This window comes from Corynebacterium sp. KPL4035, assembly GCF_037908325.1.
GTDB classification, from domain to species: Bacteria; Actinomycetota; Actinomycetes; order Mycobacteriales; family Mycobacteriaceae; genus Corynebacterium; species Corynebacterium kefirresidentii.
The window spans coordinates 27,665-51,860 of record NZ_JBBMGF010000011.1; the positions used below are offsets into that span (position 1 = coordinate 27,665).

At 59.9% G+C, this 24,196-nt stretch carries 20 protein-coding genes; 6 read left to right on the top strand and 14 right to left on the bottom strand.

Annotated features, from left to right (window positions below; genetic code table 11):
• Positions 1-35 precede the first annotated feature (35 nt).
• The 7 genes from WMP96_RS09890 to WMP96_RS09920 form a co-directional block, all read right to left on the bottom strand.
• The gene (locus WMP96_RS09890; protein ID WP_034668134.1) at positions 36-239 is read right to left on the bottom strand and encodes a hypothetical protein; all 204 of its coding nucleotides are present in this window, start codon (positions 237-239) and stop codon (positions 36-38) included.
• Positions 240-347: 108 nt separating this feature from the next.
• Positions 348-647, bottom strand: coding sequence for a hypothetical protein (locus WMP96_RS09895; RefSeq protein ID WP_023021788.1), 300 nt, complete (start codon positions 645-647; stop codon positions 348-350).
• 5 nt (positions 648-652) lie between these two features.
• Positions 653-1,159 carry a MarR family winged helix-turn-helix transcriptional regulator gene (locus WMP96_RS09900; RefSeq protein ID WP_200287721.1) on the bottom strand — a complete coding sequence of 169 codons (507 nt, stop codon included), beginning with the start codon at positions 1,157-1,159 and terminating at the stop codon, positions 653-655.
• 4 nt (positions 1,160-1,163) lie between these two features.
• The gene (locus WMP96_RS09905; protein WP_301716577.1) at positions 1,164-3,749 is read right to left on the bottom strand and encodes an AAA family ATPase; all 2,586 of its coding nucleotides are present in this window, start codon (positions 3,747-3,749) and stop codon (positions 1,164-1,166) included.
• Positions 3,749-4,867 carry a metallophosphoesterase family protein gene (locus WMP96_RS09910; RefSeq protein WP_340433199.1) on the bottom strand — a complete coding sequence of 373 codons (1,119 nt, stop codon included), beginning with the start codon at positions 4,865-4,867 and terminating at the stop codon, positions 3,749-3,751. Before WMP96_RS09910 ends, WMP96_RS09905 begins: the two co-directional genes overlap by 1 nt.
• Positions 4,867-5,688 (bottom strand): SWIM zinc finger family protein, encoded by an 822-nt coding sequence (locus WMP96_RS09915; RefSeq protein WP_301716575.1) that lies wholly within the window; start codon positions 5,686-5,688, stop codon positions 4,867-4,869. The genes WMP96_RS09910 and WMP96_RS09915 overlap by 1 nt, the downstream gene beginning before the upstream one ends.
• A gap of 3 nt (positions 5,689-5,691) precedes the next feature.
• Positions 5,692-8,727, bottom strand: a complete 3,036-nt coding sequence (locus WMP96_RS09920) for a DEAD/DEAH box helicase (protein ID WP_340433203.1) — start codon at positions 8,725-8,727, stop codon at positions 5,692-5,694.
• A 167-nt stretch (positions 8,728-8,894) separates the two neighbouring features.
• On the opposite strand from WMP96_RS09920, the gene putP reads away from it, so the two are divergent.
• From putP to WMP96_RS09935, 3 genes are read left to right on the top strand one after another with little or no spacing between them, the layout of a single operon-like run.
• Complete coding sequence (putP, locus tag WMP96_RS09925; RefSeq protein ID WP_023021794.1) at positions 8,895-10,460, top strand: sodium/proline symporter PutP; 1,566 nt, start codon at positions 8,895-8,897, stop codon at positions 10,458-10,460.
• Between the two features lie 37 nt (positions 10,461-10,497).
• Complete coding sequence (locus WMP96_RS09930; RefSeq protein ID WP_301716573.1) at positions 10,498-11,076, top strand: HNH endonuclease family protein; 579 nt, start codon at positions 10,498-10,500, stop codon at positions 11,074-11,076.
• A gap of 44 nt (positions 11,077-11,120) precedes the next feature.
• Complete coding sequence (locus WMP96_RS09935) at positions 11,121-11,570, top strand: hypothetical protein (protein WP_023021796.1); 450 nt, start codon at positions 11,121-11,123, stop codon at positions 11,568-11,570.
• A gap of 20 nt (positions 11,571-11,590) precedes the next feature.
• On the opposite strand, the gene WMP96_RS09940 is transcribed toward WMP96_RS09935, so the two are convergent.
• Positions 11,591-12,817, bottom strand: coding sequence for an HNH endonuclease signature motif containing protein (locus WMP96_RS09940; RefSeq protein ID WP_023021797.1), 1,227 nt, complete (start codon positions 12,815-12,817; stop codon positions 11,591-11,593).
• Positions 12,818-12,965: 148 nt separating this feature from the next.
• Positions 12,966-14,825 carry a DEAD/DEAH box helicase gene (locus WMP96_RS09945; RefSeq protein WP_301716572.1) on the bottom strand — a complete coding sequence of 620 codons (1,860 nt, stop codon included), beginning with the start codon at positions 14,823-14,825 and terminating at the stop codon, positions 12,966-12,968.
• 142 nt (positions 14,826-14,967) lie between these two features.
• Here WMP96_RS09945 and WMP96_RS09950 point away from each other — a divergent pair, with 142 nt between their 5' ends.
• On the top strand, positions 14,968-15,813 hold the full coding sequence (locus tag WMP96_RS09950; protein ID WP_340433209.1) for a hypothetical protein: 846 nt from the start codon (positions 14,968-14,970) through the stop codon (positions 15,811-15,813).
• Here WMP96_RS09950 and hutI read toward each other — a convergent pair.
• Both hutI and WMP96_RS09960 read right to left on the bottom strand, forming a co-directional pair.
• The gene (gene hutI / locus WMP96_RS09955; protein ID WP_340433212.1) at positions 15,810-16,979 is read right to left on the bottom strand and encodes an imidazolonepropionase; all 1,170 of its coding nucleotides are present in this window, start codon (positions 16,977-16,979) and stop codon (positions 15,810-15,812) included. The genes WMP96_RS09950 and hutI overlap by 4 nt on opposite strands.
• The gene (locus WMP96_RS09960; RefSeq protein ID WP_239206546.1) at positions 16,980-18,656 is read right to left on the bottom strand and encodes a urocanate hydratase; all 1,677 of its coding nucleotides are present in this window, start codon (positions 18,654-18,656) and stop codon (positions 16,980-16,982) included. It lies immediately after the preceding gene.
• Positions 18,657-18,844: 188 nt separating this feature from the next.
• Here WMP96_RS09960 and WMP96_RS09965 point away from each other — a divergent pair, with 188 nt between their 5' ends.
• The gene (locus WMP96_RS09965) at positions 18,845-19,630 is read left to right on the top strand and encodes an SGNH/GDSL hydrolase family protein (RefSeq protein WP_340433215.1); all 786 of its coding nucleotides are present in this window, start codon (positions 18,845-18,847) and stop codon (positions 19,628-19,630) included.
• Here WMP96_RS09965 and WMP96_RS09970 read toward each other — a convergent pair.
• The 3 genes from WMP96_RS09970 to WMP96_RS09980 form a co-directional block, all read right to left on the bottom strand.
• A complete protein-coding gene (locus WMP96_RS09970; protein WP_239206550.1) occupies positions 19,613-20,203 on the bottom strand; it encodes a flavin reductase family protein in 591 nt (196 codons plus the stop codon). The genes WMP96_RS09965 and WMP96_RS09970 overlap by 18 nt on opposite strands.
• Positions 20,204-20,276: 73 nt before the next feature.
• The gene (hutH, locus tag WMP96_RS09975) at positions 20,277-21,830 is read right to left on the bottom strand and encodes a histidine ammonia-lyase (RefSeq protein WP_301716569.1); all 1,554 of its coding nucleotides are present in this window, start codon (positions 21,828-21,830) and stop codon (positions 20,277-20,279) included.
• A 78-nt stretch (positions 21,831-21,908) separates the two neighbouring features.
• Positions 21,909-22,616, bottom strand: a complete 708-nt coding sequence (locus tag WMP96_RS09980) for an IclR family transcriptional regulator (protein WP_340433235.1) — start codon at positions 22,614-22,616, stop codon at positions 21,909-21,911.
• A gap of 186 nt (positions 22,617-22,802) precedes the next feature.
• Here WMP96_RS09980 and WMP96_RS09985 point away from each other — a divergent pair, with 186 nt between their 5' ends.
• Positions 22,803-24,188 (top strand): amino acid permease, encoded by a 1,386-nt coding sequence (locus tag WMP96_RS09985; protein ID WP_301716568.1) that lies wholly within the window; start codon positions 22,803-22,805, stop codon positions 24,186-24,188.
• Positions 24,189-24,196 lie beyond the last annotated feature (8 nt).

Consider the following 24,196-nt stretch of genomic DNA (forward strand, 5'->3'; position numbering starts at 1 on the left):
TGTGCAGGTGAGCCGGATTCTTCTATGTGCCGAAGCTACTGAGTAATGAACTCGTTGGTGATCGGCTGGGTGATGTCCAAGGTGCCGTGCTCGATGTAGTACATACCGAAGAACATGGCTGCCAGCATCACTACGGCTAGCAGCATGGAAGGAATCCACTGAAGGAATACGGGAACCCAGCCATTGCCCTTGTCGCGAGCTGCTGCTTCGCGCTGTTCCTGAGCCTCACGCTCGTTCATAATGATAAAACCTTTCGATCCACCGAGGATTAACTACGGATATCTTAACAGTTAAGTGCTTATAAGGCCGCATTCCTCGCACTTTTGATTGACGCCGAAATTTCGCCCTTAGATTCCGGGGTCCTCGTTATTGAGCAGTGCCTCTACGAAAGACTCGCGGTCCGCGAGCATGCGCTCGATGTCCTCTTCCGCGCCGACAATCCATAGCTCGGTGTCTTGGTCATAGGTCAACACGGAGTCTGGGTAGGCCTCTAGGGCCTCTTCCATAGCGGAGACTTGTTCCTCGCTGGCGGCATCATCCAGGTGCGCTTCGGGGTCACCGATGCGTGGACTAAGCTCCTCCAACGCGGTGATTCCGTAGGTCTTATATTGTTTCTTTGGGTGCTCAAAGAGCTCTTGTCCCATCATGGAGCTTAATCCCTTCCGTGTAGTAGCGAATCTGGCACGTATCCCTCATAGCCTGGGAGGTTTTTGGCCTGCAAAACGCCGTTAAAAAAGCGCCGCAGCGCAGGCACGTCCTCGGGCTGCAGGTGGTCAAAAACCATGCGGCGGACTGATTCCACGTGTTCGGGGGCGGCGCGCCGCAAGTGTTCTAGGCCCACGTGAGTAACGCACACATTGATCCCACGGGCATCTACCGCGTCTGGTTCTTTATAAAGCAGGCCGCGCTTTTCCATGCGGGTTACTTGGTGGGAGGCGCGGGAGCGATCCCACTCTAGCTGCGTGCACAACTCGTGCAGGCGCAGGTGCTGCTCCGGTGCCTCAGACAAGGCAACGAGGACAGCAAACTCGGAGGCAGATACCTCGCCGCCGGCCTTGAGCGTTTCATCCATTCCCCTATTAATCTTGCGCACAGCGCCAAGGAGCAGGCGCCATAGTTCCTGTTCCTCGTCGTCTAACCAGCGAGTTTGAGAAGGCATGGCACTAGATTACCCCTTTGAGGGAAGCAATGGCGCGCTCGCTGCGCCCCGGCACGCGAGAATAGCGCTCCGGCATGCAGGTAAAGACCAATACCTGGTTATCCCGTCCCACGTGGGAAAAGAGCGTAGCCATGAGTTGCAGGCGGTGCGCGTCGGTAGAACCCAGCGCATCGTCCACGATGACCGGCACCGACTCCGCCCCTACCAATTGCGCGATGGCAAAGCGGGTGAGGATGGCCAACTGCTCGCGAGCACCGCCGGACAAGCTGGCCAGGTTCACCGTCTCTTTATCCTGGGTACGGGCGGTCACGCGGAGATCTTCATCGAGCTCGAAGGTGATATCGCCACCGTAGACGGTGCGAGCCAGCTGTGAGAGTGCGTCCACGAAGGGCGCGGCATAGCGCTGGCGGGCGGCATCGCGGTGCTTGAGTAAAAGTTCGCGCAGATAGCAGGCTGCTTGCGCGCGCTTGTCTACGCTCTCGTACACCGCGCGAGCCATCTCTACCGCTGCGGTGGCCTGCTGGGCGCGCTCTGCGGCACCAGAGTGGAAGTTGATTTCGCTCGACAGCCTGCCAAGGTCCACCTCACAGCGCTGGATGCATCCGGTGAGGTATTCCAGGTGGGACTGTGCGCCTTCTACCAGCGAATTGGCGGTATCAAGATCAACCGCTTCCATCTGCTCCAGCTGCCCGCGCAGCTCCGCCACGACGGTCTCCAAACGGGTGACTTCGGCATGGAGCGCCTCGTCGGCGGCTTGCTCGCGCGCGGAGGAGAGCTCCCTGGTCACGCGCTGTGTATTCTCGCGGGCGGCGGTCAGTTCGGCGTTTAAGCGCACTACCTCGTGGGCAAGACGGCTTTCGCGATACGGCACCAGCTCGCGGTCGAGCGCATTGACCTTTTCGCTGGCTTCTTCCTCCGCGGCTTCGGCGGCAGCAAGATCTACCTCGCCCGCATCCGCAAGGTCCGCCACCTTCTCGGACAAAGCGGAATGCTGGGCGCGGAGGTCGCCTAAATCATCCGGCCCCAGTTCCACGGCAAGAGCCCGGGTGGCGGCATCCAGAGTGTCGTTGAGCGCGCGGTGCTCCTCATGGGTCTTTTCGGCCGCTTCGACAGAATCCACGCCAAGGGTATCGAGCAGGTCCTGCAGTCGCGTGCGGGCCTGCTCCACATCGCGCAGGGTGTCTTCGGCCGAGTAGGCCCCAGCGGAAAAGCGGGCGGTGATATCACCAATGGTGATAACTCGGGCGTCGACAAGCTCGATGGCTGTGTCCTCGCCTAGCTCGATGTCTTCCCCATCAACACGGATCCTAGAACCATCCGGACCCGAAAAGTGCACCTTGGCGGCCGCAGCCTCGTGCAGGCGCGTGGCCACAGACAGCGCCGAGTCCGCCTTATGCAGGCTGCTGATATCGGCCGCGGTGATCTCGCGTCCGCGCTGGGCAATGGCTGCACGGGCCTGGTCTACCTCGGCGGCGAGGGCGTCGAGCGATTCCAACCGGGCGCTTAACTGTTCAAATCTCTGCCTATCTTGCAGACGGCGAGCCTGTTTGAGAGTGCTGCGGGCCGCGGCATAGTCCTCTTTTGCCTCTGCCAGGCGCTTGTCCAGTGACTCCTTTTCCGCAGCTTCTTCTTGAGCTCTTTCTTGCGCGCCGGTGAGCTTCTGCTCGGCGTCCTTCGCAGCCGTGGCAGATTCATCGGCTGCGGTGACCAGCCCGGCGCGCTCGGTAACCGCTGCTTGGGCGCGGGCGAGGTCCTCGATGGCGCGCTCAAGCGTGGCTTTGTGGGAATCCAGCGTGGCCTGCGCGGTTGCGGCTTCCTCCGCCTGGGTCTGCTTTTCGCTGAGATCGGCTCGGGCGGCGGGAAGCTCGGCTTCGGCGGCGGATTGCTCGCGCTGGAGTTGCTCGTAGCGCTCGACCACGGAGTCCAGCTCCCGCAGAACGCGGGTGGCCTCGGTGTATTCTTCTTCGGCGTGTGCGAGGGCTGCGGCGGACTCCTTATATTCACCGGCTGGGTTGCCCTTCGCGGCGGTGAAGTAGCGCTGGTATTCCTTGTCCACGCGGGCCAAGAGCGCGGAATCGTCGCCGGAGACCTCTTCCTCGGCCAAGCCGGATTCGCGCTCTAGCGCCCGGGTAAGGCTAGGAATGCCGACGGCCGAGATGGCCTCGCCGGTGTCGTCTTGGCGCATAAAGAGGGCGTCGACAAGCGAGCGGTCCAAGTGCTCCGAGAGGATGCGCTCCAACTCATCATCGGCCTGACTGCCAGTAAATTGCGCCGGCCGCGGGGAAGAAATGTGTAGCTCGCAAGATTTCTTGGAAAGCCAGCGCTTGGCAATGCTAAAGCGGTAGTCGCCTACGCTAAGTTCAGCCGTGATTTCCGGGGCCACGTCCTTGCCCACCGGTTGCAAGGCACGAATGCGCTTGGATCGGCCACTGTGTTTTTCGGTGAGCACCACGTCGAGCGCCTCCACGATGGTGGATTTGCCGGCCTCGTTTTCGCCGTGGATGACCACGACGCCGGACTCGGGCAGATCATCGAGGACCAAGTGCTCGATGCCCCGGACGTTATTAAGTTCTAGGCGGTGGATGCGCATTAGGACTGTCCCTCCAGGCGGAATAGCAAGTTGGCAGCGTCGCGGGCGACGGGATCCTCGCGGTTATCCAGCAGCTCCTGCAGGGCCTCGGCCGCGTAGCCGGGAATATCAAGGCTAGCTAGTTCTTCCTCGCTGGGCTCGAGGTAGAGATCCATGGTGCGCTCGCGGGGGCGAAGGGAGGCAAATACGGCCTCGTACTCATCTAATCCGCGCTGCAGGCGGGCGTGGGCATCGACGCCGAGCGTGCCGCGCAGGCTATATTTCACGGCCGTGCGCACCTTGTCCGGGTACTCGCCCAGCCGAGCCAAGAACCGGTCCACATCCTCGGCGGAGTCCACGGCGGCATCAAGGGCTTCAAAGGTCCAGCGGCCGATACGCCGCTTGTCGACGTCCACCTCATCCCCCACGCGCACCACCAGCGCATTGCCAGAATCCGACTCGCCACCGCCGGTGCTCGTTTCCTTAAAATCCGTGGTTTCTGGACTGCCGGAGAACCACACTCGGCCGGTGGTGCCGAGGCTTTCGGTGGAGTGGGTATCTCCGAGCGCCAGGTAATCAATCACCCCGCGATCCAGGCAGTCTTCAACGAAGGCTAGATCGATGGTATCGGCGTCATCCTCGCCAGAGCGGGAATCCACCTGCCCGTGACCAACGGCGATGCGAATGCCCTCGGCCGGCTCCAGCGGCTCGAGAGCGTGGCGGACTAAGTCGTGGTTCGCGCGCTTGGACAGATAAGGCGCGCCAACCAGCTCCACGCCGGGGGCCACCTCAATCGGCTGGGAGTCCGCAATAACGTGAACATTATCGGCGCTGGTCTTATAAAAGACCGAGTCCGCCACCAGCGGGTCATGATTGCCGGGCAGGACGTAGACCGGTACAGGTAGGCGCTTAAACATTTCCGTGGCGCGGGCGAGGATTTCGCGGGAGAGGGAATTGTGCTCAAAGACATCGCCGGTTACGACGATGAAATCCGCCCCGGTGTCCTCGGCCAGCTCGCCCAGCCGCATGATCGCGGCCTCGCGGTCATCATTAAATCGGCCCTGGGCCTCGCCCTTCAAGAACCAGCGGGTCATGCCCAGCTGAAAATCGGAGGTATGGATAAACGTGGTAGCAGTCATTAGTGCGTGAGGTGGTAGTAGAGGTCTTCAATATCGGATACCGCGCGCAGAAGATCCAGGTTGGTATGAGAAACCGAACGCATGGCCTTGCGCAAGAGGTCCGGATCGGAGTCATCGATGGCCGGGGCTACCTTGGGCTGCGGCAGCTTGGGCAGCTCACGGCCGTTCCAGAAGATGTCATTCTTTTCTTCCTCGGACAGCCCACTTCGGGTAAAGCTTTCGCGGCTGACTGTCTTAGCCTGTTCGAGGACCATGCGCTCCAGGCGGGCAAAGTCCAAGCCACGCATATTAAAAATGACAGCCGGGTCCGCATCCGCCCGGGTGGCGAGCTTATCGCCCACCGCCACGATGTGCTTGCACACGTACTCGCCGTCTGGGCAGTCGCAGGTCAGGCGCAGGTCTTCGGCCTCGGGGGCGAAGAGGGTGTCTAGGGCGGCGTCGGCAAGCAGGCCTTTGCGTGCATTGGCAATGGAGTTGGGGGTGCGGGCGAATTCGGTGGCTAGCTGGGCAATATCGTCATTATTGCGGTAGGGCAACTGGATGAGCACCGCGAAGGGCTCATTCTGGGAGCCGGCCACGCGGCCGTGGATGGCGCCGTTGCGCACCTCCAACCCCACGACGTGGCCGCCCTCGGCATACTGGCGGCCGCGGGTAATCCGGCCGCGATCCGCACCGTGGGAGGTAAAGGCCGCGATACGCGAGGCCGTCGTGGACAGGATGCGCCCGCTGCGGTCGACGTGATTGACCTCAGCCGGGGTGCTTACCCGCTTGCGGGTACCAAAATTGGCATAGATAACGTTGTCATCGCCTTTAACAGCCATGGATTACTCCCTCCCCCGGTAGCTCATGAGTGCGGCCAGCTGATCTGGGTCCAGCTCGGTGAGCCAACCCTCGCCCTCGCCCACGACGGCGCCGGCCAGCTGCGTCTTACCATCCAAAATGTCCTGGATAGATTCCTCCAGCGTACCCGCGGTGATCATCTTATATACCTGCACATTGCGGCGCTGGCCAATGCGGAAGGCGCGGTCCGTCGCCTGGTTTTCCACCGCCGGGTTCCACCAGCGGTCCATGTGGACGACGATGGAAGCAGCCGTCAGGTTCAGGCCGGTACCGCCGGCCTTGAGCGAAAGGATCATCGCCGGCGGACCATCCTCGGACTGGAAGTCTTCCACCATCTGGTCGCGCTTATTTTTGCTCACCCCGCCGTGGAGGAAGGGGATCTCCCGGCCGAGCTGATCGCTAAGGTATGGCTGCAGGATATCGCCAAAGGCCTTGTATTGGGTAAAGACCAAGAGGCGCTCGCCGGATTCAGTGGCCTCGTCCACGATGCGCATGAGTTCTTTAACCTTGCCGGAGCGATGCTTGCCCTTGAGCGTCACCGGCGAGCTATCGCCCAGGTAATGCGCGGGGTGATTACAAATCTGCTTGATACGGGTGAGCGAGGACAACACCAGCCCACGCTTATTCATTCCCGTAGCTTCCTGCAGGTCTTTTTTCACCTGGTTGACCAGTGCTTTATACAGGGCGGCCTGCTCGGTGGTCATGGACACGCTAAGGATTTGCTCGGACTTTTCAGGCAGATCGTCGATAATATTCGGATCCGTCTTCACACGGCGAAGGATAAACGGCGCGGTGAGCTGGCGCAGGCGTTCAGACATCTCTTCGTCATCATTGCGCTCGATGGCCTTAGCAAAGTGATTGCGGAAGAACGAGGCGGAGCCCAATACTCCGGGATTACAAAAGTCCAGGATGGAGCGCATCTCCGAGAGGCGATTTTCCACCGGGGTACCGGTCAGCGCCACGCGGTGCTCCGAGGGCAGCGAGCGCACGGCCTTGGATGAGCGCGTCGCGGAGTTCTTGATGGCCTGGGCCTCATCTAGAACAACGCGCTGCCAGCCTACCTCGCCCATGTCCTTAAAATCGCGGCCCACGGTGCCATATGTGGTGATAACCAGGTCGCACTCAGTAGCGGCTTGAGCGAAGTCTTCGCCCCGCGGGCGGCTTGGACCATGTTGCACCATAACCTTGAAATCCGGGACGAAGCGCTGCGCCTCGCGCGCCCAGTTTCCCACCACGGAGGTTGGCGCCACGACGAGCGTGGGGCCAGTCTGCTCACCGCGCTCCTTTTCCACCGCGAGAAGGGACAGTAGTTGGAGGGTTTTGCCGAGCCCCATGTCGTCGGCAAGCACGGCGCCTATGCCATTGCGAGACATCCAATACAGCCAGTCGACGCCGCGACGCTGGTACTCGCGCAGCTCCGCATGGACAGTTTTGGGAATGTCCGCGCGCTCTGGGGCGACCTTGTCCACCCCGCCGAGCAGGGCCGTATGCCAGGTACTGCCAGTGAACTCGATGGGTTCTTGGGTCATGGACTCGAGCGCCAGCTCGCGCAGCTCAGCCACGGTAACCTGCTCGTGTTCTTCGCCACCCTCGTTGAACTCTTGGCGGCGCCGCTCCACGTCCGCCATTAAGGCTTCCCAACCGGGTTCGCCGAGCTGCTTGGCTATCTCCGCGGTAGCGGCCAGCTGCTCAAGTTCCTTCTTCTTGTGCGCCAGGGACTTCTCCCGCAGCGCATCCATGTATCCGGAGACCTGGGAGACAACCTGCTTATCGGCCATGACCCACTTGCCGCGTAACTGGATAAGTCCGGACTTGGAATTGACCAAGTCCTCCATTTCTTCCTCGGTCAACTCCACATCGCCCACGGACATGCGCCAGTTATAGTCCACCAGCTTATTCATGCCAATGTGCTTTTTAGTGGCGGCCTCGGCCGGATCGCGGGCCTCGTGGGTTTCCAGCTTGGCCTTCGTTTCCATCTGCGCCCAGGCCTTGGGCAGCATGACAGTCACGCCACTGGCCTTGAGCTTGTCCACCTCGTGCGTAACAAAATGGGTAAGTTGGTGGGTTTCTAGGTAGACATCCCAGTCGCCGTCGCCGGGCTGCGGCAGCTGTGCGGTCTCCCCCAGCGTGGGCGCGATGCGCACAGCCTTGCGGTGGGCTTCCCGCAGCTTTTCGACGCTCGCCCTATCCAGACTCTGCGCTGACACCGGCCGCGGAGCATCCGTGCCCGAGCGCACCCGCACGCGCACCGGCCACTTGGCCGCATCCGGGTCATCTTCTGCCGGTTCTTCCACGATGTAGACCAATTGGAGTTCCACCTCGTAGATGGAATTCTTCCACTCATTGAGCCCGCGCAAAAGTTGTGCGCGCCCACGCCGGATCGACCGCGTATCGAGCAGGGCGCGGGCGAACTCGTGCCACGGCATCGGCCGCGGTGCTTCCGCCACGGGCCGCAGCTCTCGAAACGCGATCCAGTGCGTGAGCTCATCGGCCATATCATCCGACAGTGCCCGGTTATTAACATGCAAGATGCCGGGCGCGGCTGCCATCATCTCTGCAAGCCACCCGCGCTCCCCCAAGCCGGAGGCCAGCTGCCACATGGGGAACCACTCATTGGCCTGGTAAGCCAGCCGGAACGTCACGCGCCCGGCGCGCACGAATTTGCATAGGCCACTGTAGGCATGGAGCAGCCACTGAAGGTCTGGAGCGATGGTGGCAGGCGGCTTGTGATTCAGGTGTTCCATCTGAGCAAGCGCCGCGACGGCCTCTTCTGGGCCGAACATTGCCATCGGCACCATCAAGGACACGTCCTTGCCCTTGGGCGTGCGCAGCGAGACCCGCGCCCGGTTGCGGAAAGATTTCTTCCCCAGGATCGACTCCACCGCTGGCGGGAAGGTGCCTTCAGGAACGGCATTGGGCATGACAATCTTGTGCCCTTCTACCTGTTCAATCCACAGACCAAGCCCCGTAACGGGGAGCCACAGTCCATGCACGAGGTAAGAAGCCATAACCGCCAGCATAGCAGCCCTGCCAATTTTGTTACACGCTCGTTATGTTCTCTCCTTTTCCCAGTTGAACGATAGAAAATCCAAACGGAGACATGCGTCACACCTGTATTTTCGCTTGGGTTAACCTTGTGACCCCGTTAACGTGAATATGTCCTACATATCACTACAAGGAGTAAAACGTGCAAGATTCAACTTGGTACGTCATTGCGATGATCGTGTATCTCCTCGCAATGGCAGCCATTGGCTACTGGAGCTACAAACAAACCGACCAATATGACGATTATGTTTTGGGCGGCCGTGGCCTGCACCCATTCGTAGCGGCTCTTTCCGCTGGCGCATCCGATATGTCCGGCTGGCTACTCATGGGCCTGCCCGGAGCTCTATTCCTTTCCGGCATGTCCGAGCTGTGGATGGCCATCGGCCTGCTCGTCGGCTGCTGGGCTAACTGGAAGTGGGTCGCACCGCGCCTGCGTTCTTACTCGGAAATCGCGGCCAACTCCATTACCGTGCCGTCCTTCTTTGAAAACCGCCTGCACGATAAGTCCCGCCTGCTGCGCATCATCTCCGCAGCCATCATTATTTTCTTCTTTACCTTCTACGTCTCCTCCGGCATGGTTTCCGGTGGCCGCTACTTCGAGTCCACCTTCGGTGGCGACTACCTCACCGGCATGCTCGTCATCGCTGCGGTGACCATCTTCTACACTTTCGTCGGCGGCTTTTTGGCGGTGTCTTACACGGACGTCGTCCAGGGCGTTCTTATGTTCGTCGCCCTGATGATCGTGCCGATCATGGCCATTGTCTCTCTCAGCGATCCATCCTCGATCTTCTCGTTTGCCGCCAATAATCCCTATGGCACCGATGGCGTAGTAGAAAATGACAGCTACTTCTCCATGTTCGCAGGCGTATCCGCCGGCGTTATCATCGGCAACCTGGCCTGGGGCTTGGGCTACTTTGGCCAGCCGCACATCGTTGTCCGTTTCATGGCGCTGCGTAAGCCTTCCGACGCCAGCCAAGGCCGCTTCTACGGCGTGACTTGGATGGGCCTGTCCGTCATCGGCGCAATCTTCGTCGCGCTCTCTGGCACCGTTTACTTCACCCAAACCGGCCACAGCATCACCGACCAGGACAATTTCGAAACCATCTTCCTGGACATGGCACAGGCCATGATGCACCCGTTGCCCGCAGGCTTCGTCCTGACCGCGGTTCTTGCCGCCATCATGTCCACCATGTCTTCCCAGATGCTCGTCGTCTCTACTTCCCTCATCGAGGACCTCTTCCTCATCTTTGCCAAGAAGAAGCCAGGCGAACAGGTCCTCATCAATCTCTCCCGCACCGCAATCGTTGCCATCGCGGTCATTGCTGCCCTCTTGGCGATCAACCCGTCTGACTCCATCCTTGGCCTTGTGGGCTTTGCGTGGGCAGGCTTCGGTTCCGCTTTCGGCCCAATCATCTTGCTGTCCCTGTACTGGAAGCGTTTCAACGCCACCGGCGCGATTGCCGGCATGCTCACCGGCGCCATCGTAGCCATCGGCTGGGGCATGTCTCCGCTTTCCGATACCCTCTACGAGATGGTTCCTGGCTTCTTCCTGGCCCTCATTGTGGCGGTCATCGTCACCAAGCTCACCAAGGAGCCAGCACCGGAAGTTGTTAGCGAGTTTGAAGAGGCCACCAAGCTGGCCAAGCTCGTGGAAAATGACTCCAGCCTCGACTTCGAGGAGGCCGCAGAAAAGGTCACCGATAAATAATCGGAACCATCACGGACTCCACGCAGTCCAATAGGACATGAAGTCCTATTATCTGGCCGCGCTATCATGCGTCACCGTCCTTATCGGCGCATGGTATGCGTGGCCTTTTCCACGTTTTGAGGTCGATACCGTAGCTGCACGCCCTAACGCCGCTGGTTACAATCGCGATGATTTCGGCATCTGGCAGCCCCACGGTGCTTGTAGCACCCGCGAGGCCATTCTGGAAAGCCAGGCCAGCGATCCCCTCCTCGATTGCCATACCCGCAGTGGGACTGTCTATGACCCTTATAGTGGCACCACCATTCCTGCCACTTCACCCATAGAGATCGACCACATCTTTCCGCTCTCCGCGGCCTATGACATGGGCGCTTCCGAGTGGGACCGCGAGACCAAAGTGCGCTTTGGCAACGATCCGCTCAATCTCGTAGCCACCAGCCGCAAGCTCAACCAAGAAAAGTCAGATGCTCTTCCTGCCGAATGGCTTCCGCCGACCAACCGCTGCGAATATTCTCGCCGCCTCGCAGACATCGCCCGCAAGTACTCGCTTCCGCTCCCTTCCGCGGACGTGCGCGCCATGCAAAGGCAATGTCGGATAGCCCTACTCACCGGAAATTGATTAGGGTAAATGTGGCAACTTTCCGCGATTGAAGGGTTCTTTCAATGACTACTTTCCTTGTATTCCTCCACGTGGCTGCAGCTATTCTCTTAATCGGTCCAGTCTGCGTATCTACCTCCAGCTTCCAGACGCAGATGGCAAAGGCAGCACAAGGTGAGCACGCAGCACTAGGCTCCGCCCGCGTTCTGCATAACATAACCAATACCTATGGCTACATTTCCGCTATTGTGCCTATCCTCGGGCTCGGCGTATTTCTCTCCGATATCAGCGCCTACAAGTCCGAGGTAAACTTCCACATCGCCATCTTGGTTGCCATCGTCGCGTGGTGCTTGCTCTTCTTCGTCATCATCCCTAAGCAGAAGAAGGCAATGGCCTCCCTCGAGTCAAACGAAACCTTTGACTACGCGGCGGCAAAGAAGCCACTGTCCGCGTTCGGTGGCGTATTTAACCTCCTATGGATCATCTGCCTAATCCTGATGTACGTCCACTTCTAATTGGTCTTCTAGAAGGCCATCTACTCTTCCGGGACAGTTTCTTCGCTGTCCCGTTTCTCGTTTTCCAGCTCTTCTTTCAATCTCTGTGCATCCTCGTGCGCATTGTGCCGACGCCGCTGTGTCGCCTGCGCCACCGTCTGCGCCCACCTCCGATTTTTCGCTGCGAGTGGCCCGCTAGCTTCGTCATAGACCCACGTGGAATCCTCAAAAAGCCAGACTATGTCCCCACTAATCGGATCCTTTATATAAAAGGCCCGCCCATCAGTCTTGATGTTGTGGTGATGTTGGCATAGGCACGCAAGATTGGCCGCCGCCGTAGGCCCTCCTTCGGCAAAGTCGTGTCGATGGTCCATCTGGGAAGCCATTGCTGGCCGCGTGCAGCCGGGCCATCGGCAGGTTCCGTCGAGTCCTTCCACAAAGGCACGGATATGGGGCGGCGTTACGTAGTTTCCACTTTCGTCCTGTGCTGCCTTTTCCATATCGCGGACGGTTGTCGCCCGCTTTTGCATGTCGTCGGCAACCTCTGGCGAGACCCAACCCAAACTTTGAACGAAGGCTGGCGCATCAGGAAGATCGCAGCGGTACATATTGAGCACCACCTTCGCCTTGGCTTCAGCCTTGCCGGTGAGCAGAGCAACTGCCGCTTGGGCCAAGGAAATGTCCTTCTCCGTAGCCACGCTGCGGATATTTCGGTCAATGATTTCGGCGGTTTCTAGGCCCACGTCGAGGCATACTGCGGCCCACTCCCCTCCCGTGGGCTCGAGATTATAGGACTCCTTCCGACGTGGATCGCGCGCGGCGATAGTGGGATCGAGGCGGACAATAAGCTCCCGCAACTTACGCCGCAGGTTGCGATGGGACGGCAATTTTTGGTTGGGGCGCTTGGGGGTGAGGTAGGTGGTTAATTCGGCGTCGATAAGCAGCCGTTTATCGGCGTCAATCTCCCCTAGCTTGGAAAGTGTCTGGTCGATAGTAATTAAGCGGTCTAAATCTAGGTGGTAGAGCTCTTCCTGCCGCGCTTGAAGGTGTGGTAGCTCCTTTAAGCGCTCAAAGGCGAAGATAATATTTCTAATTCGAGACTGCCGCGTACCAGTAAGGTCCGACAACGATTGGCTGATGATTTCGATATCCTCATCCGGATCTGGATGCAGGCGCCTCCATAACAAGTATTCGGCCTTGCGTATGGTTGTAGCTGCTCGTGAGGTTGAATTTTGTGAATTGGTATTGGCAAAGTAGGGCGCATTCATAGACTTCCCCCGCAGAAGTTTCCCTAGAACATGTTTGCGCTTTTAGTATATAAAATCGCTCCGACACGCTACCCCCGTTTATAGTAAAACTGCTGGTCACAGGGCACGAAAAAATGGGCCTCCGAAGAGGCCCATTGAGTCGAAAAATTTAGTCGCGCCAGCGTCCGCCGCGCTTGCGTCCACCGCCGTGATCACGGCGTGGTGGTCGGCCGGTGTCCTTTTGAATATTGATGAGCTGGCCGGAAATGCGCGTATCTTTTAGGCGCTTGAGCACATCTGGATCCAAATTCTTCGGCAGGTCCACCAAGGTGTGGCCTACCGCGATGGTGATGCGGCCGAAGTCCTTAGCGGACAAGCCACCTTCGTTGGCAATGGCGCCAACGATAGCGCCAGGCCGCACATTCTGCCGCTTGCCGACGTCCAACCGGTACGTCTCAAAATCCCCATCGGGTCGTTTCGGGCCACGGCCCTTGCCGCCGCCCTTGAAATCACGGTCGCGCTTACGATCGTCCCGGCGATCACGCTTGGGCTTTGGTAGCGGCTTATCCTCCATGAGGAAGTTCTTGCCGCCCTGCAGCATGACTGCGAGAGCCGCGGCGATATCGTCCATTGCCGCATTATTGTCCTCGGAGTATTTACGCACGAGGGTACGGAAGAAGTCAGCCTGCTTATTGTCCATGGAGGCGGTAATGGATTGCGCAAACTTCTCCTTGCGCTTTTCATTGACCTCATCGACGGAAGGCAAATCCATTTCTTCCAGGCGGGCATTGGTTACGCGCTCAATGGAGCGCAACATGCGCCGCTCGCGCGGAGTGACGAACAGGATGGCTTCGCCAGAGCGCCCCGCGCGGCCGGTGCGGCCGATGCGGTGCACGTAGGACTCGGTGTCGTTAGGAATATCGAAGTTAACCACGTGGGTGATGCGGTCGACGTCGAGGCCACGAGCGGCAACATCGGTAGCCACGAGGATGTCCAGACGGCCATCCTTGAGCTGATCGACGGTACGCTCGCGCTGCGCCTGCGCAATATCACCGTTGATGGCTGCGGCGCTAAAACCGCGGTCCCGCAGGGTCTGGGCTACCTCTTCGGTCTCGTGCTTCGTGCGGCAAAAGACGATGATGGCATCATAATTAATGACCTCAAGGATGCGGGTGAAGGCATCCATCTTCGCGCGATGCGGGATGAGGAGGAAGCACTGCGTAATGTTGTCATTGGTGCGGCGCTCGGACTTCACCGTGACCTCGGCAGGGTTGTCGAGGTAGCGCTTAGACAGGCGACGGATAGCGTTCGGCATGGTGGCCGAGAAAAGCGCCACCTGCTTGCGATCCGGGGTGTCCTCCAAGATACGCTCAACGTCTTCCTGGAAGCCCATGTTCAGCATTTCATCGGCCTCATCAAGGACAAGGAACTGCAGCTGAGACAGGTCCAGCGAGCCCTTCTCCAAGTGGTCGATGACGCGACCTGGAGTACCCACGATGACCTGCGCACCGCGACGCAGCCCGGACAGCTGAATGCCGTAGGCCTGGCCGCCGTAGATAGGCAGTACCTCGACGCCCTTGAGAGATTCGGCGAAGGACTGGAAGGAGTCTGCCACCTGCAGGGCCAGCTCACGGGTTGGCGCGAGCACAAGTGCCTGCGGGTGACGGGCCTTGGCATCAATTTGCGACAGAACCGGCAGCGCGAAGGCCGCGGTTTTGCCGGTACCGGTCTGGGCAAGGCCGACTACGTCGCGGCCTTCCATCAAGATCGGGATGGTTTCTTCTTGAATGGGGGACGGCTTGGTAAAGCCTACTTTCGCAACGGCTTCCAGAATCTTCTCTGGCAGGCCAAGATGCGCGAACCCCTGGGAATTGTCGTTGGCCGAGTCTTGAGACTCAGCGCCGGTGTCCTCAGAAGTATTCGCAGCCCTGGTGTCCTTGGTGACACCTTGCGAGTTGTCCTGAGATTCCGACTTTTTAAAATCTTCCGGCTCGTTGACGCCGCCGGTGGCGTTATCGGTAATGCTCATTGCTTCACCAACCCTACGCGATTGCGGCTATAAACTCCATTGCGCAGCTCCTAGACTTTCCTAGCCCAGATTTCCTGCCCTGTTCGAAGCAGTTCGAAAACACCGAAGTATGGTGTCGGGGCGGTCTTCTACTGTGCAGCCTATGAGTCATCCACGCCCACGATTCCTTGACGACCAAGCACGTATCCGTGCCAAGCTAAGTTCTTATCCAGGGTTCAGCACGGAACTGGACCCGCCGGTAGACCTATATTTGTCCTCGCTGTCTACCGGCCTGATCTACCCCACTAGACGCAGCCGTCGGCCACAGCAGGGCGAGTTTGTACACATTACAGACCGCCGCTTTCATCTAAACCCCGTCTTTCGCATAACCGGGGTGGAGGATAATTTTGAATTTTATGTAGTGGAGCTAGAGCCAGTGTGCTTTCACAGCACGGAATACGCCGCACGCCCAAAGCTTCTTAGCCTCGGCAGCGTGGTGGACAACGAGAACACAACCTACTTTCCGGTGGAGTTTGATTTCGCACCCCGTGGCAAGTTTGTGACCTTTAGTGCCGTCGATAAGCCTAAGATAGGCCACCTATACTCCTGCTTTACTTCACGGCCTCGGCACCCTTTGTGCCTGCGCATAGAATCCACGGAGGACAAAAATGGGCTGGTGCGTGCCCAAGTGAGCGAGGTCTATAGCGATTTTGAGCGCGGAGAAAGAAAAGGACCGCGAAAGGACTATGGGCCCGACAACCTCCCCTACCGGCCACCGGCTATCACCCGCAGGGACGTAGAGATAGAGCTAGGGCGCTTTCGTCGCCTCTACGACCCAGTGTCGTGGACTGTCCACGGTGCACAAGACGAAGAAACCCTCTTTATGGTGGAAGATCCGGATGGATCGCGCGCAGTCTTTATCGGCAAGAAGGATGCGTGGCTACATATGACAAAAGAAAAAGGCCGCCGGCTATATCAGATAGCGGCGACCTTTCTAGAAGAGCGCTAGGCTCCGGCGATAAAGGTGCGATAGCTCAGCGGCATGCCTGGGCGGTAGGCCAAATGCACGGCGCTGGGGGCGTCGAGCACGTGCAGGTCGGCGGCGGCACCTTCCACGATGGTGCCCTTAGCGGGTCGGCCCTGCGGGTCGAGACCATTGCCCACGTTGTGGCGACGCAGGGCGGTAGCCCCACCGGTGGTCGCCGCGTGGATGGCCTCATCAACGGACAGGTACTGCTGGAGGACCGCGGTGGTCACGCAGTAGTTCATCGAGGAGGTATAGGACGTGCCGGGGTTGAGGTTGGAGGCGATGGCGAGGGTTGCGCCGGCGTCGAGAAGCTTGCGGCCTGGGGCGAGCGGCTCGCGAGTCGAAAGATCGCAAGCCGGCAGCATGGTGGCCACTGTATCGGAATTAGCCAGCAGTTCTACGTCCTCGTCGCTCAAGTGATTGACGTGGTCTACCGAGGCCGCACCCAACTCCACGGCTAGGGCCACGCCTGGGCCTTCGCCCAGCTGGTTGCCATGCACGCGCAGGCCAAGGCCTAGCTTCTTACCGGCTTCCAGTACGCGCCGGGATTGTTCCTCGTTGAAGGCTCCGCGCTCGCAGAAGACGTCGATCCACTGCACATAGGGAGCTACTCCCTCAAGCATCGGGCCAACGACTTCGTCGAGGTAGTCTTCCGCGTCTGCCCCTGGCGGCACCAAGTGGGCGCCAAGGAACGTCACGTCATCTACGTGGCGGGACGCGACCTTAGCGGCCTCTACCTCGGACTCGGTGTTGAGGCCGTAGCCCGTCTTGGTCTCGAAGGTGGTGGTGCCGCCGCGACGACCAGCGGCCACGCGATCTGCCACCAGCTTGTCTAGGCGGTCGGTGCCGGCCTGGCGGGTGGCGTCCATGGTTACGGCGATGCCGCCAGCCTCATAGGAGCCGCCGGAGATGCGGGCCTCAAACTCAGCGGAGCGGTCACCGTCGAAGACCATGTGGGTGTGCGAATCGACCCATCCCGGCAGGACGGCGCGGCCACCCAGGTCCACCTTCTCATCGGCGGCCGGCGCTTCGGATGCCGGGCCAATCCAGGAGATGGTGCCGGATTCGGCTACCAGGGCGGCGTCGTTAAGCGTGCCGCGCTCGCTGACCGTACAGAGTTCTGAAATGCCGGTAAAAAGTGTGCTCATCTAGTCCCTTGCCTTGAATTCCATTGGAATGCGGACGCCGCGCTCATCGGCGACCTCCTTTGCGCGAGTGTAGCCGGAATCAACGTGGCGGATAACGCCCATGCCCGGGTCATTGGTCAGCACGGCGCGCAGCTTAGCCGCAGCAAGCTCGGTGCCGTCCGCAACGGTAACCTGGCCGGCGTGGATGGAACGGCCCATGCCTACGCCGCCGCCGTGGTGAAGGGAAACCCAGGTAGCACCGGAAGAAACTGCAGTCATGGCGTTGAGCAGAGGCCAGTCAGCTACAGCGTCGGTGCCATCGAGCATGGCTTCGGTCTCACGGTACGGGGAGGCCACGGAGCCGGAGTCTAGGTGGTCGCGGCCGATGACAATAGGAGCCTTGATCTTGCCCTCGCGCACGAGGTCATTGAAGAGCAGGCCAGCCTTGTGGCGCTCGTTATAGCCGAGCCAGCAAATGCGTGCCGGCAGGCCCTCGAATTCGACGTACTCCTCGGCGGCGTCGAGCCAGTTGTGCAGGTGCTCGTTATCCGGGAAGAGCTCCTTGAGCGCTTGGTCGGTGACCTTGATGTCATCTGGGTCACCGGACAGGGCGGCCCAGCGGAACGGGCCTAGGCCCTCGCAGAAGAGTGGGCGGATATAAGCCGGGACGAAGCCGGGGAATTCGAAAGCGCGCTGGTAGCCGGCCTTGCGAGCCTCATCGCGAATGGAGTTGCCATAGTCAAAGACCTCGGCACCCTCATCTTGGAATTCGACCATGGCCTGGACCTGGGCCGCCATGGACTCACGAGCCTTCTTGGTAAAGGTGGTCGGGTCTGCCTTGGCCTCGTTATGCCAGTCCTCCATGGTGATTTCAGAGGGCAGGTAAGACAATGGATCGTGGGCCGAGGTCTGGTCGGTGACGATGTCCACGGTAAATTCCCCGGCGCGCTGGCGGCGCAGGACCTCTGGGAATACCTCGGCGGCGTTGCCTACCAGGCCTACGGAGAGCGGCTTCTTGTTTTCCTTAGCGTCAAGAACCAGCTTGAGTGCTTCATCTAGGTCGGTGACAACCTCATCGAGGTAGCGCTTATGCTGGCGGCGCTTCAGGCGGGTTTCATCAACGTCGACGATGAGGCAGGCGCCACCGTTAAGGGTGACAGACAGCGGCTGTGCGCCGCCCATGCCGCCGCAGCCGCCGGTCAGGGTGAAGGTGCCGGCCAGGGTGCCGTTGAAGCGCTTCTTGGCCACGGCTGCGAAGGTCTCGAAGGTGCCCTGCAGGATGCCCTGGGTAGCGATGTAAATCCAGGAGCCGGCCGTCATCTGGCCGTACATCATCAGGCCTTCATCCTCGAGCTTGCGGAAGTGCTCCCAGTTAGCCCAGTCTCCCACCAGGTTGGAGTTAGCAATAAGCACGCGCGGTGCCCACTCATTGGTCTTCCAGATGCCCACCGGCTTGCCGGACTGCACCAGCAGGGTTTCATCGGATTCGAGGTCCTTGAGGGATTCTACGATGGCGTCAAAGGCTTCCCAGCTGCGCGCTGCACGACCGGTGCCGCCGTAGACCACGAGGTCCTCGGGGCGCTCGGCAACCTCGGGGTCGAGGTTATTCATGAGCATGCGCAAGGGCGCTTCGGTCTGCCAGGACTTGGCGGACAGTTCGGTTCCGCGCGGGGCGCGTACTTCGCGTGGTTGAGACATGGCTTCCTTTCTTCGTGCTTTTTCGACGCCCTCCCAAGTCCCCTAGGCCGGTGTCCCGGGGCTGTCCCCGAGGACTTGTTCAGCGTCACATGTCATAAAGTACTGTGACCCAGCTCTGTGTACCATGCCACATGCACCCCAACTGTCTCGTATATGAGACACCTGCGGGATGATCTACGATGGCCTGCATGCGCCGGTTCATCCCCTTCCTTTCCGCGACCCTCCTCGCCGCTTGTTCCACCCCCGCCGAGGAGCCGCAGCCACCCCACTATGTCGCCCTGGGGGATTCCTATGCGGCCATGGGCTCAACCACGCTGCCGCTCGATCCGCCCAATACCTGCGTACGTGCGCAGGATTCCTACCCCGAGCTTGCAGCCAAGGAAATGGACGCGGAGCTCACCAATGTAGCCTGCCAGGGCGCTAGCACCCTCGATGTGCTTTCCTCGGCCGGCGAACACCCCGCCCAGGTCGACGCCCTGCGGGAGGACACCGACCTAGTGAGCCTGTCCATCGGCGGCAATGACGCCAGCTTCGTACGCCTTACCCAATGCGCCACGGATGATATCTGTCAGGCGGAATCCGGCCCGCAGATAGACCTGGAAATCCGCGATCTGCCCCGCCGCCTAGACAAGGTCTACGAGGAGATCCACCGCCGCTCCCCCGCTGCGAAGGTCCTAGCCACCGGCTACCTGCCATTGATTAAGCGTGGCGAGACCTGCCCCTACATTGAAAAAATCCCGGCCAGTGACCGGGAATGGTTGGCACGCTCCATCGAGCGCATCAATCAGGCGGTGCGCGAGGCCGCCGAGCGCAATGGGGCTATATACGTGCTTGCCGACGCCGCCTTAGACCACACCGCCTGCTCCCCCTCACCGTGGGTGGATTTCACGGGCCAGGAGACTAATTCCTTTCCCATGCACCCCACCCACGCGGGTCAGCGGGCTATGGCCGATGCACTACGCGCTGCCCTCTAACCCGGCGCGCGCGGCGTCGTCGGAACCAGGCACGCGCATCTCGAACTTTTCTGTGACCACGGTGTAGTCAAAGTAGCCCATGCGTGCGATGGGCTTGATCTTGAGGATGTCGAGCTTGCCTTCCTCATCGATGACAGATTCATCGATATGGATGGTTTTCACGTCCGCCACCACGAGGTCGATGCTGCCCACCTTAGAATTGCCGGGCACGCGCAGCGTGGTTTTGTACTGGCACTCGAACTTCACTGGCGATTCTTTCACCATGGGAATGTGGTGATTGTCCGCATATTCCTTGGTAACGGAAAGGCGGTCCCACTCGCTGTCGCCATAGTCAAGCACTTGGGCGGATTTATTGACTTCCTCGCGCAGATCATAGGTGGCCATATTCCACACGAACCAGCCGGTTTCCTCCGCGTTAAGCACCGTGTCCTTGCGGCGACCATCCGGGTATTGGTTGGCCGAAAACATCACCATGGGTGGATCGAAAGTGAGGTTTTGCCACTGGCTATAGGGCGCGATGTTTTCGCGGCCCTCACCATCCACGCTGGAAAGCCAGCCAATGGGGCGCGGCACTGTGCTCGCCTTAAAAGGGGAAAACGGCAAGGGGTTGGGCTCAGATTGTGGGTGCCAAGAAATGGTCGCCATATTAATCACGCAGCTTTCCAGTAGCGTTCTCGACGGCTTCAACAAGTGCGCCCTCCTTAACCAGGCGCACGGTCTCCTCGATTTCCGGCGATAGGTAGCGGTCCACACCTGGACCCTTGACGGTCTCGCGCAGCTTGGCGATGACCGCGCCGGTTCCCTTGGCTGGGGTGCCCTCGCGCATGTCGATAGCGCGGGCGGCGGTGAGGATTTCTACGGCAAGCACGCGCTGCAGGCCATCGACGGCCTTGCGTAGCTTGCGGGCGGCGGACCATCCCATGGACACATGGTCTTCCTGCATGGCCGAAGAAGGAATGGAATCGGCCGAAGATGGGTTGGCAAGGCGCTTCATTTCGCTCACGATGCCGGCTTGGGCGTACTGGGCGATCATGTGGCCGGAGTCAACACCGGGGTCGTCGGCAAGAAAGGCGTTCAGCCCCCGGTTGCGCGCCGGGTCCAGGAAGCGGTCGGTGCGACGCTCAGAAATGGAGGCCAAGTCCGCGGTGACAATTGCCAGGAAGTCAAGCGCATAGGCCACCGGCGCGCCGTGGAAGTTGCCGTTAGAGACCACGCGGCCATCCTTGGTCACCACCGGGTTGTCCACCGCGGCAGCCAGCTCGCGCTCGGCCACCTGGGCGGTGTGGGTCAACGTATCGCGGAATCCGCCAGCTACCTGAGGGGCGCAGCGCACGGAGTAGGCATCCTGCACTTGGTTCTTCTTAAACTCCTCGAGCGCGGCCTCCAAGATCTCAGAGCCTTCGGCCACCTGGAGGATATTAGCCGCAGCATCGGCCTGGCCCGGATGCGGCCGCAGCTGCTGCAGGTCATCCGCGAAGACCACGAGGGTACCCAGCAGGCCTTCCACGGTCATGGCGGTGGCAATATCGGCGGTCTTTGCGGCCGCGCGCAGGTCAGTGATGGCCAAGCAGAGCTGTCCCAGCATGCCATCGGTGCCGTTGATAAGCGCTAGGCCTTCCTTCTCGCGCAGCTGCAGCGGCTCGATGCCAGCTGCGGCCAAGGCTTCGCCCGCATCCTGCAGCTCGCCGTTCACGCGCACCTCGCCCTCTCCCAACAAGGCCAGCGCACAGTGAGCAAGCGGCGCCAAATCGCCGGAACAGCCCAGCGAGCCATACTCGCGCACCACCGGCACAATGCCGGCGTTAAGGGCCTTGGCATACGTTTCCACCACTACGGGGCGCACGCCAGTGCGGCCAGTGCACAAGGTGGACAGGCGCAGCAGCATCAGTGCGCGGATGACTTCTTCTTCCACTTCCGGGCCGGTACCCGCAGCGTGCGAACGCACCAGGGAAAGCTGCAGCTGGGCGCGCATCTCCTCTGGGATATGGCGGCGAGCGAGCGCGCCAAAGCCGGTGGAAATGCCATAGACCGGGGTGGGATCTTGTGCTAGTTCTTCCACGCGCTCGCGGGTAGCAGCCACCTCTTCTAGGGCTGCAGGCGCAATCTCCACCTGCGAGCCATAGCGGGCAACGGCAACAACATCCTCGATGCTCAGCGCGCCGACGTTTACGGTCACGGTGGTTGGGTAGGCGTTAGGCATGGCAAATACTCCTCTAAATAAGGGATCAACAATTGTGATGTGTCGCGCGACAGCCTAACGCGATGAATGTATGCTACCTCACTTTTTGCGATTGCGGTACATTTTGGCCGCGACCTTGTCCGATACCTCTAGCAAGGCCCGAATAGCGGCGTCTACCTTCACATCCGGCGTCCCAACCGGATGCGTCACCGCCACCGCCGCTGCAGGGCGGTCCAAGTGATCCAGGATGGGCGCCGCTACAGAGGCCTGACCGCGAGTAATCTCTTCGATCTCTTGATCCCACCCGCGTGCAGCCACCAAACTCAAGCGCTTTTTCAATGCAGCAAAGCCGCTACCTCCTGCGGTATCAAAGGCGGCGCGCACCTCCGCATCAGGCAAATGCGCCAGCATCACGCGCCCAGACGCCGTCTTATGTGCCTGCAGGCGCACACCCACCTCAGTGACCAAGGAGGTAGCACCCGCCGCACGCACCTCTTGCAAATACAAGATTTCCGAGCCGGCCATACGTGACAGGTGCCCCGATCCACCCACCAGCGCCGCACACTGTTCCAAATCCCGAGTGGCCATGCGCACCAAGGGCTGCTGCGTTACATAGGCCGAAGCCATGGAATACGCTGCCAGGCCCAGTCCATACGTCTTGTGCTCCGGCAAATGGGCTACAAAACCAGCATCAACCATCTCCGCCAGCAGGTGGTATGTAGACGAGCGTGGCAGGTTGAGCTCACCTTGGATGCGGGCGGCGGATATAGGGACGTCGATGGTGGACAAAAGCCTGAGGATCTCCATCGCATGACGCGCCGCTGGGACTCTGTTGGTACTCACGGAGGGCAATTTTAAGCACCACTGTGGCGCTTATCAGTGCAGCACACGGCACCAAGTCTGAAATTCCAGACAAATGAATATGTTCCACGACACACCTTGAACAAATAGAGACTTAGACTACATGAAACTTTTCATACGCTAGGAGATGCCATGTCCCAACACGGCCTTAAACACAGGCACCTGCACTTCATCGCCCTCGGATCCGCGATCGGCACCGGACTGTTTTATGGTTCAGCCGGTGCCATCCAAGCCGCTGGCCCCTCTGTCCTCGTCGTCTATCTCCTCGCCGGCGCGGTGGTGTATTTCATGCTCCGCGCCCTAGGTGAAATGGCCGTGCGCCACCCCATCACCGGCTCCTTCGCCGGCTACGCCCGCATGTTCATGGGCGGATGGGCGGGCTACATCACCGGCTGGATGTTCGCCTTTGAGATGGTCATCGTAGCGCTTGCGGACCTCACCGCCATCGGCGTTTATATGCGCTTTTGGTTCCCAGACGTCTCGCAGTGGGTTTGGGTTGCAGCCACCTTGCTCATCGTGGGCGGCGCAAACCTCGCCACTGTCAAGGCCTTCGGTGAACTAGAATTTGCCTTTACCATCATCAAGGTCGGCGCCGTACTCGCCATGATTGCCGGCGGCCTTGCGGTATTAGCCTTTGGGCTTTCTGATGCCCACACCACCGGCCCCGTCAACTTCGTCAACGACGGTGGCTTCTTCCCCAACGGACCCACGGGCATGATCGCTTCTTTCATCCTCGTTCTCTTTGCCTTTGGCGGCACCGAAATCATCGGTGTTGCCGGCAGCGCCGCCCAGCACCCAGAAAAATCCGTACCCAAAGCAATCAATACGGTGCCCATGCGCATCCTGCTTTTCTATGTCCTTGCCATCGCCGTCATTCTCATGATCACGCCATGGCGCGAGATTACCGGCGAGCAGTCCCCCTTCGTCCAAATCTTTAATACCCTTGGCGTTTCCTGGGCCGCAGGTTTGCTCAACTTCGTGGTCATTACCGCAGCTTTATCGGCCATCAACGCCGACCTCTTCGGTGCAGGACGCGTCATCACTGGCCTTGCCCACCAAAAGCACGCCCCTAAGTTCATGTCCAAGGTAGTGCGTGGCGTACCCGTAATGACCACCATCATCCTCATCGCCACCATGATCATTGGCACCATACTCAATGCCCTCCTGCCGGAAAATATCTTCGAGGTCATCGCCTCGCTAGCTACCTTCGCCACCGTGTTTGTATGGCTCATGATTCTGCTGGCTCACCTGTACTCTCGGCGCGGAATGAGCACACAAGACGTAGCGAACCTCAAATACAAAGTTCCCTTCTGGCCCTATGGTCAGTACCTGTCCATCGCATTTATCCTCATGACCTTCGGCATCATGGTCTGGCAAGAGGAATACCGCATTTCCCTCGTTGTGGGTGTGGCCTTCATTGCCATTATGACGGCGGTTTATTTCCTCACCAACCGGCACGAGGTAACACATGAGAATGAACCCACCGAAGAGCCAGAAGAACTCGTCGTTTCCGCCTAACATCGAAA

What these genes read in the sequence shown, in the direction of transcription:
- hutI (WP_340433212.1), bottom strand. Translation starts at nt 16,979, where the DNA reads ATGAGCACACTTTTTACCGGCATTTCAGAACTCTGTACGGTCAGCGAG.
- WMP96_RS09935 (WP_023021796.1), top strand. Translation starts at nt 11,121, where the DNA reads ATGACTACTTTCCTTGTATTCCTCCACGTGGCTGCAGCTATTCTCTTA.
- WMP96_RS09895 (WP_023021788.1), bottom strand. Translation starts at nt 647, where the DNA reads ATGATGGGACAAGAGCTCTTTGAGCACCCAAAGAAACAATATAAGACC.
- WMP96_RS09945 (WP_301716572.1), bottom strand. Translation starts at nt 14,825, where the DNA reads ATGAGCATTACCGATAACGCCACCGGCGGCGTCAACGAGCCGGAAGAT.
- WMP96_RS09905 (WP_301716577.1), bottom strand. Translation starts at nt 3,749, where the DNA reads ATGCGCATCCACCGCCTAGAACTTAATAACGTCCGGGGCATCGAGCAC.
- hutH (WP_301716569.1), bottom strand. Translation starts at nt 21,830, where the DNA reads ATGCCTAACGCCTACCCAACCACCGTGACCGTAAACGTCGGCGCGCTG.
- WMP96_RS09900 (WP_200287721.1), bottom strand. Translation starts at nt 1,159, where the DNA reads ATGCCTTCTCAAACTCGCTGGTTAGACGACGAGGAACAGGAACTATGG.
- WMP96_RS09910 (WP_340433199.1), bottom strand. Translation starts at nt 4,867, where the DNA reads ATGACTGCTACCACGTTTATCCATACCTCCGATTTTCAGCTGGGCATG.
- WMP96_RS09980 (WP_340433235.1), bottom strand. Translation starts at nt 22,616, where the DNA reads ATGGAGATCCTCAGGCTTTTGTCCACCATCGACGTCCCTATATCCGCC.
- WMP96_RS09940 (WP_023021797.1), bottom strand. Translation starts at nt 12,817, where the DNA reads ATGAATGCGCCCTACTTTGCCAATACCAATTCACAAAATTCAACCTCA.
- WMP96_RS09890 (WP_034668134.1), bottom strand. Translation starts at nt 239, where the DNA reads ATGAACGAGCGTGAGGCTCAGGAACAGCGCGAAGCAGCAGCTCGCGAC.
- WMP96_RS09930 (WP_301716573.1), top strand. Translation starts at nt 10,498, where the DNA reads ATGAAGTCCTATTATCTGGCCGCGCTATCATGCGTCACCGTCCTTATC.
- WMP96_RS09960 (WP_239206546.1), bottom strand. Translation starts at nt 18,656, where the DNA reads ATGTCTCAACCACGCGAAGTACGCGCCCCGCGCGGAACCGAACTGTCC.
- WMP96_RS09915 (WP_301716575.1), bottom strand. Translation starts at nt 5,688, where the DNA reads ATGGCTGTTAAAGGCGATGACAACGTTATCTATGCCAATTTTGGTACC.
- WMP96_RS09950 (WP_340433209.1), top strand. Translation starts at nt 14,968, where the DNA reads ATGAGTCATCCACGCCCACGATTCCTTGACGACCAAGCACGTATCCGT.
- WMP96_RS09985 (WP_301716568.1), top strand. Translation starts at nt 22,803, where the DNA reads ATGTCCCAACACGGCCTTAAACACAGGCACCTGCACTTCATCGCCCTC.
- WMP96_RS09920 (WP_340433203.1), bottom strand. Translation starts at nt 8,727, where the DNA reads ATGCTGGCGGTTATGGCTTCTTACCTCGTGCATGGACTGTGGCTCCCC.
- WMP96_RS09965 (WP_340433215.1), top strand. Translation starts at nt 18,845, where the DNA reads ATGCGCCGGTTCATCCCCTTCCTTTCCGCGACCCTCCTCGCCGCTTGT.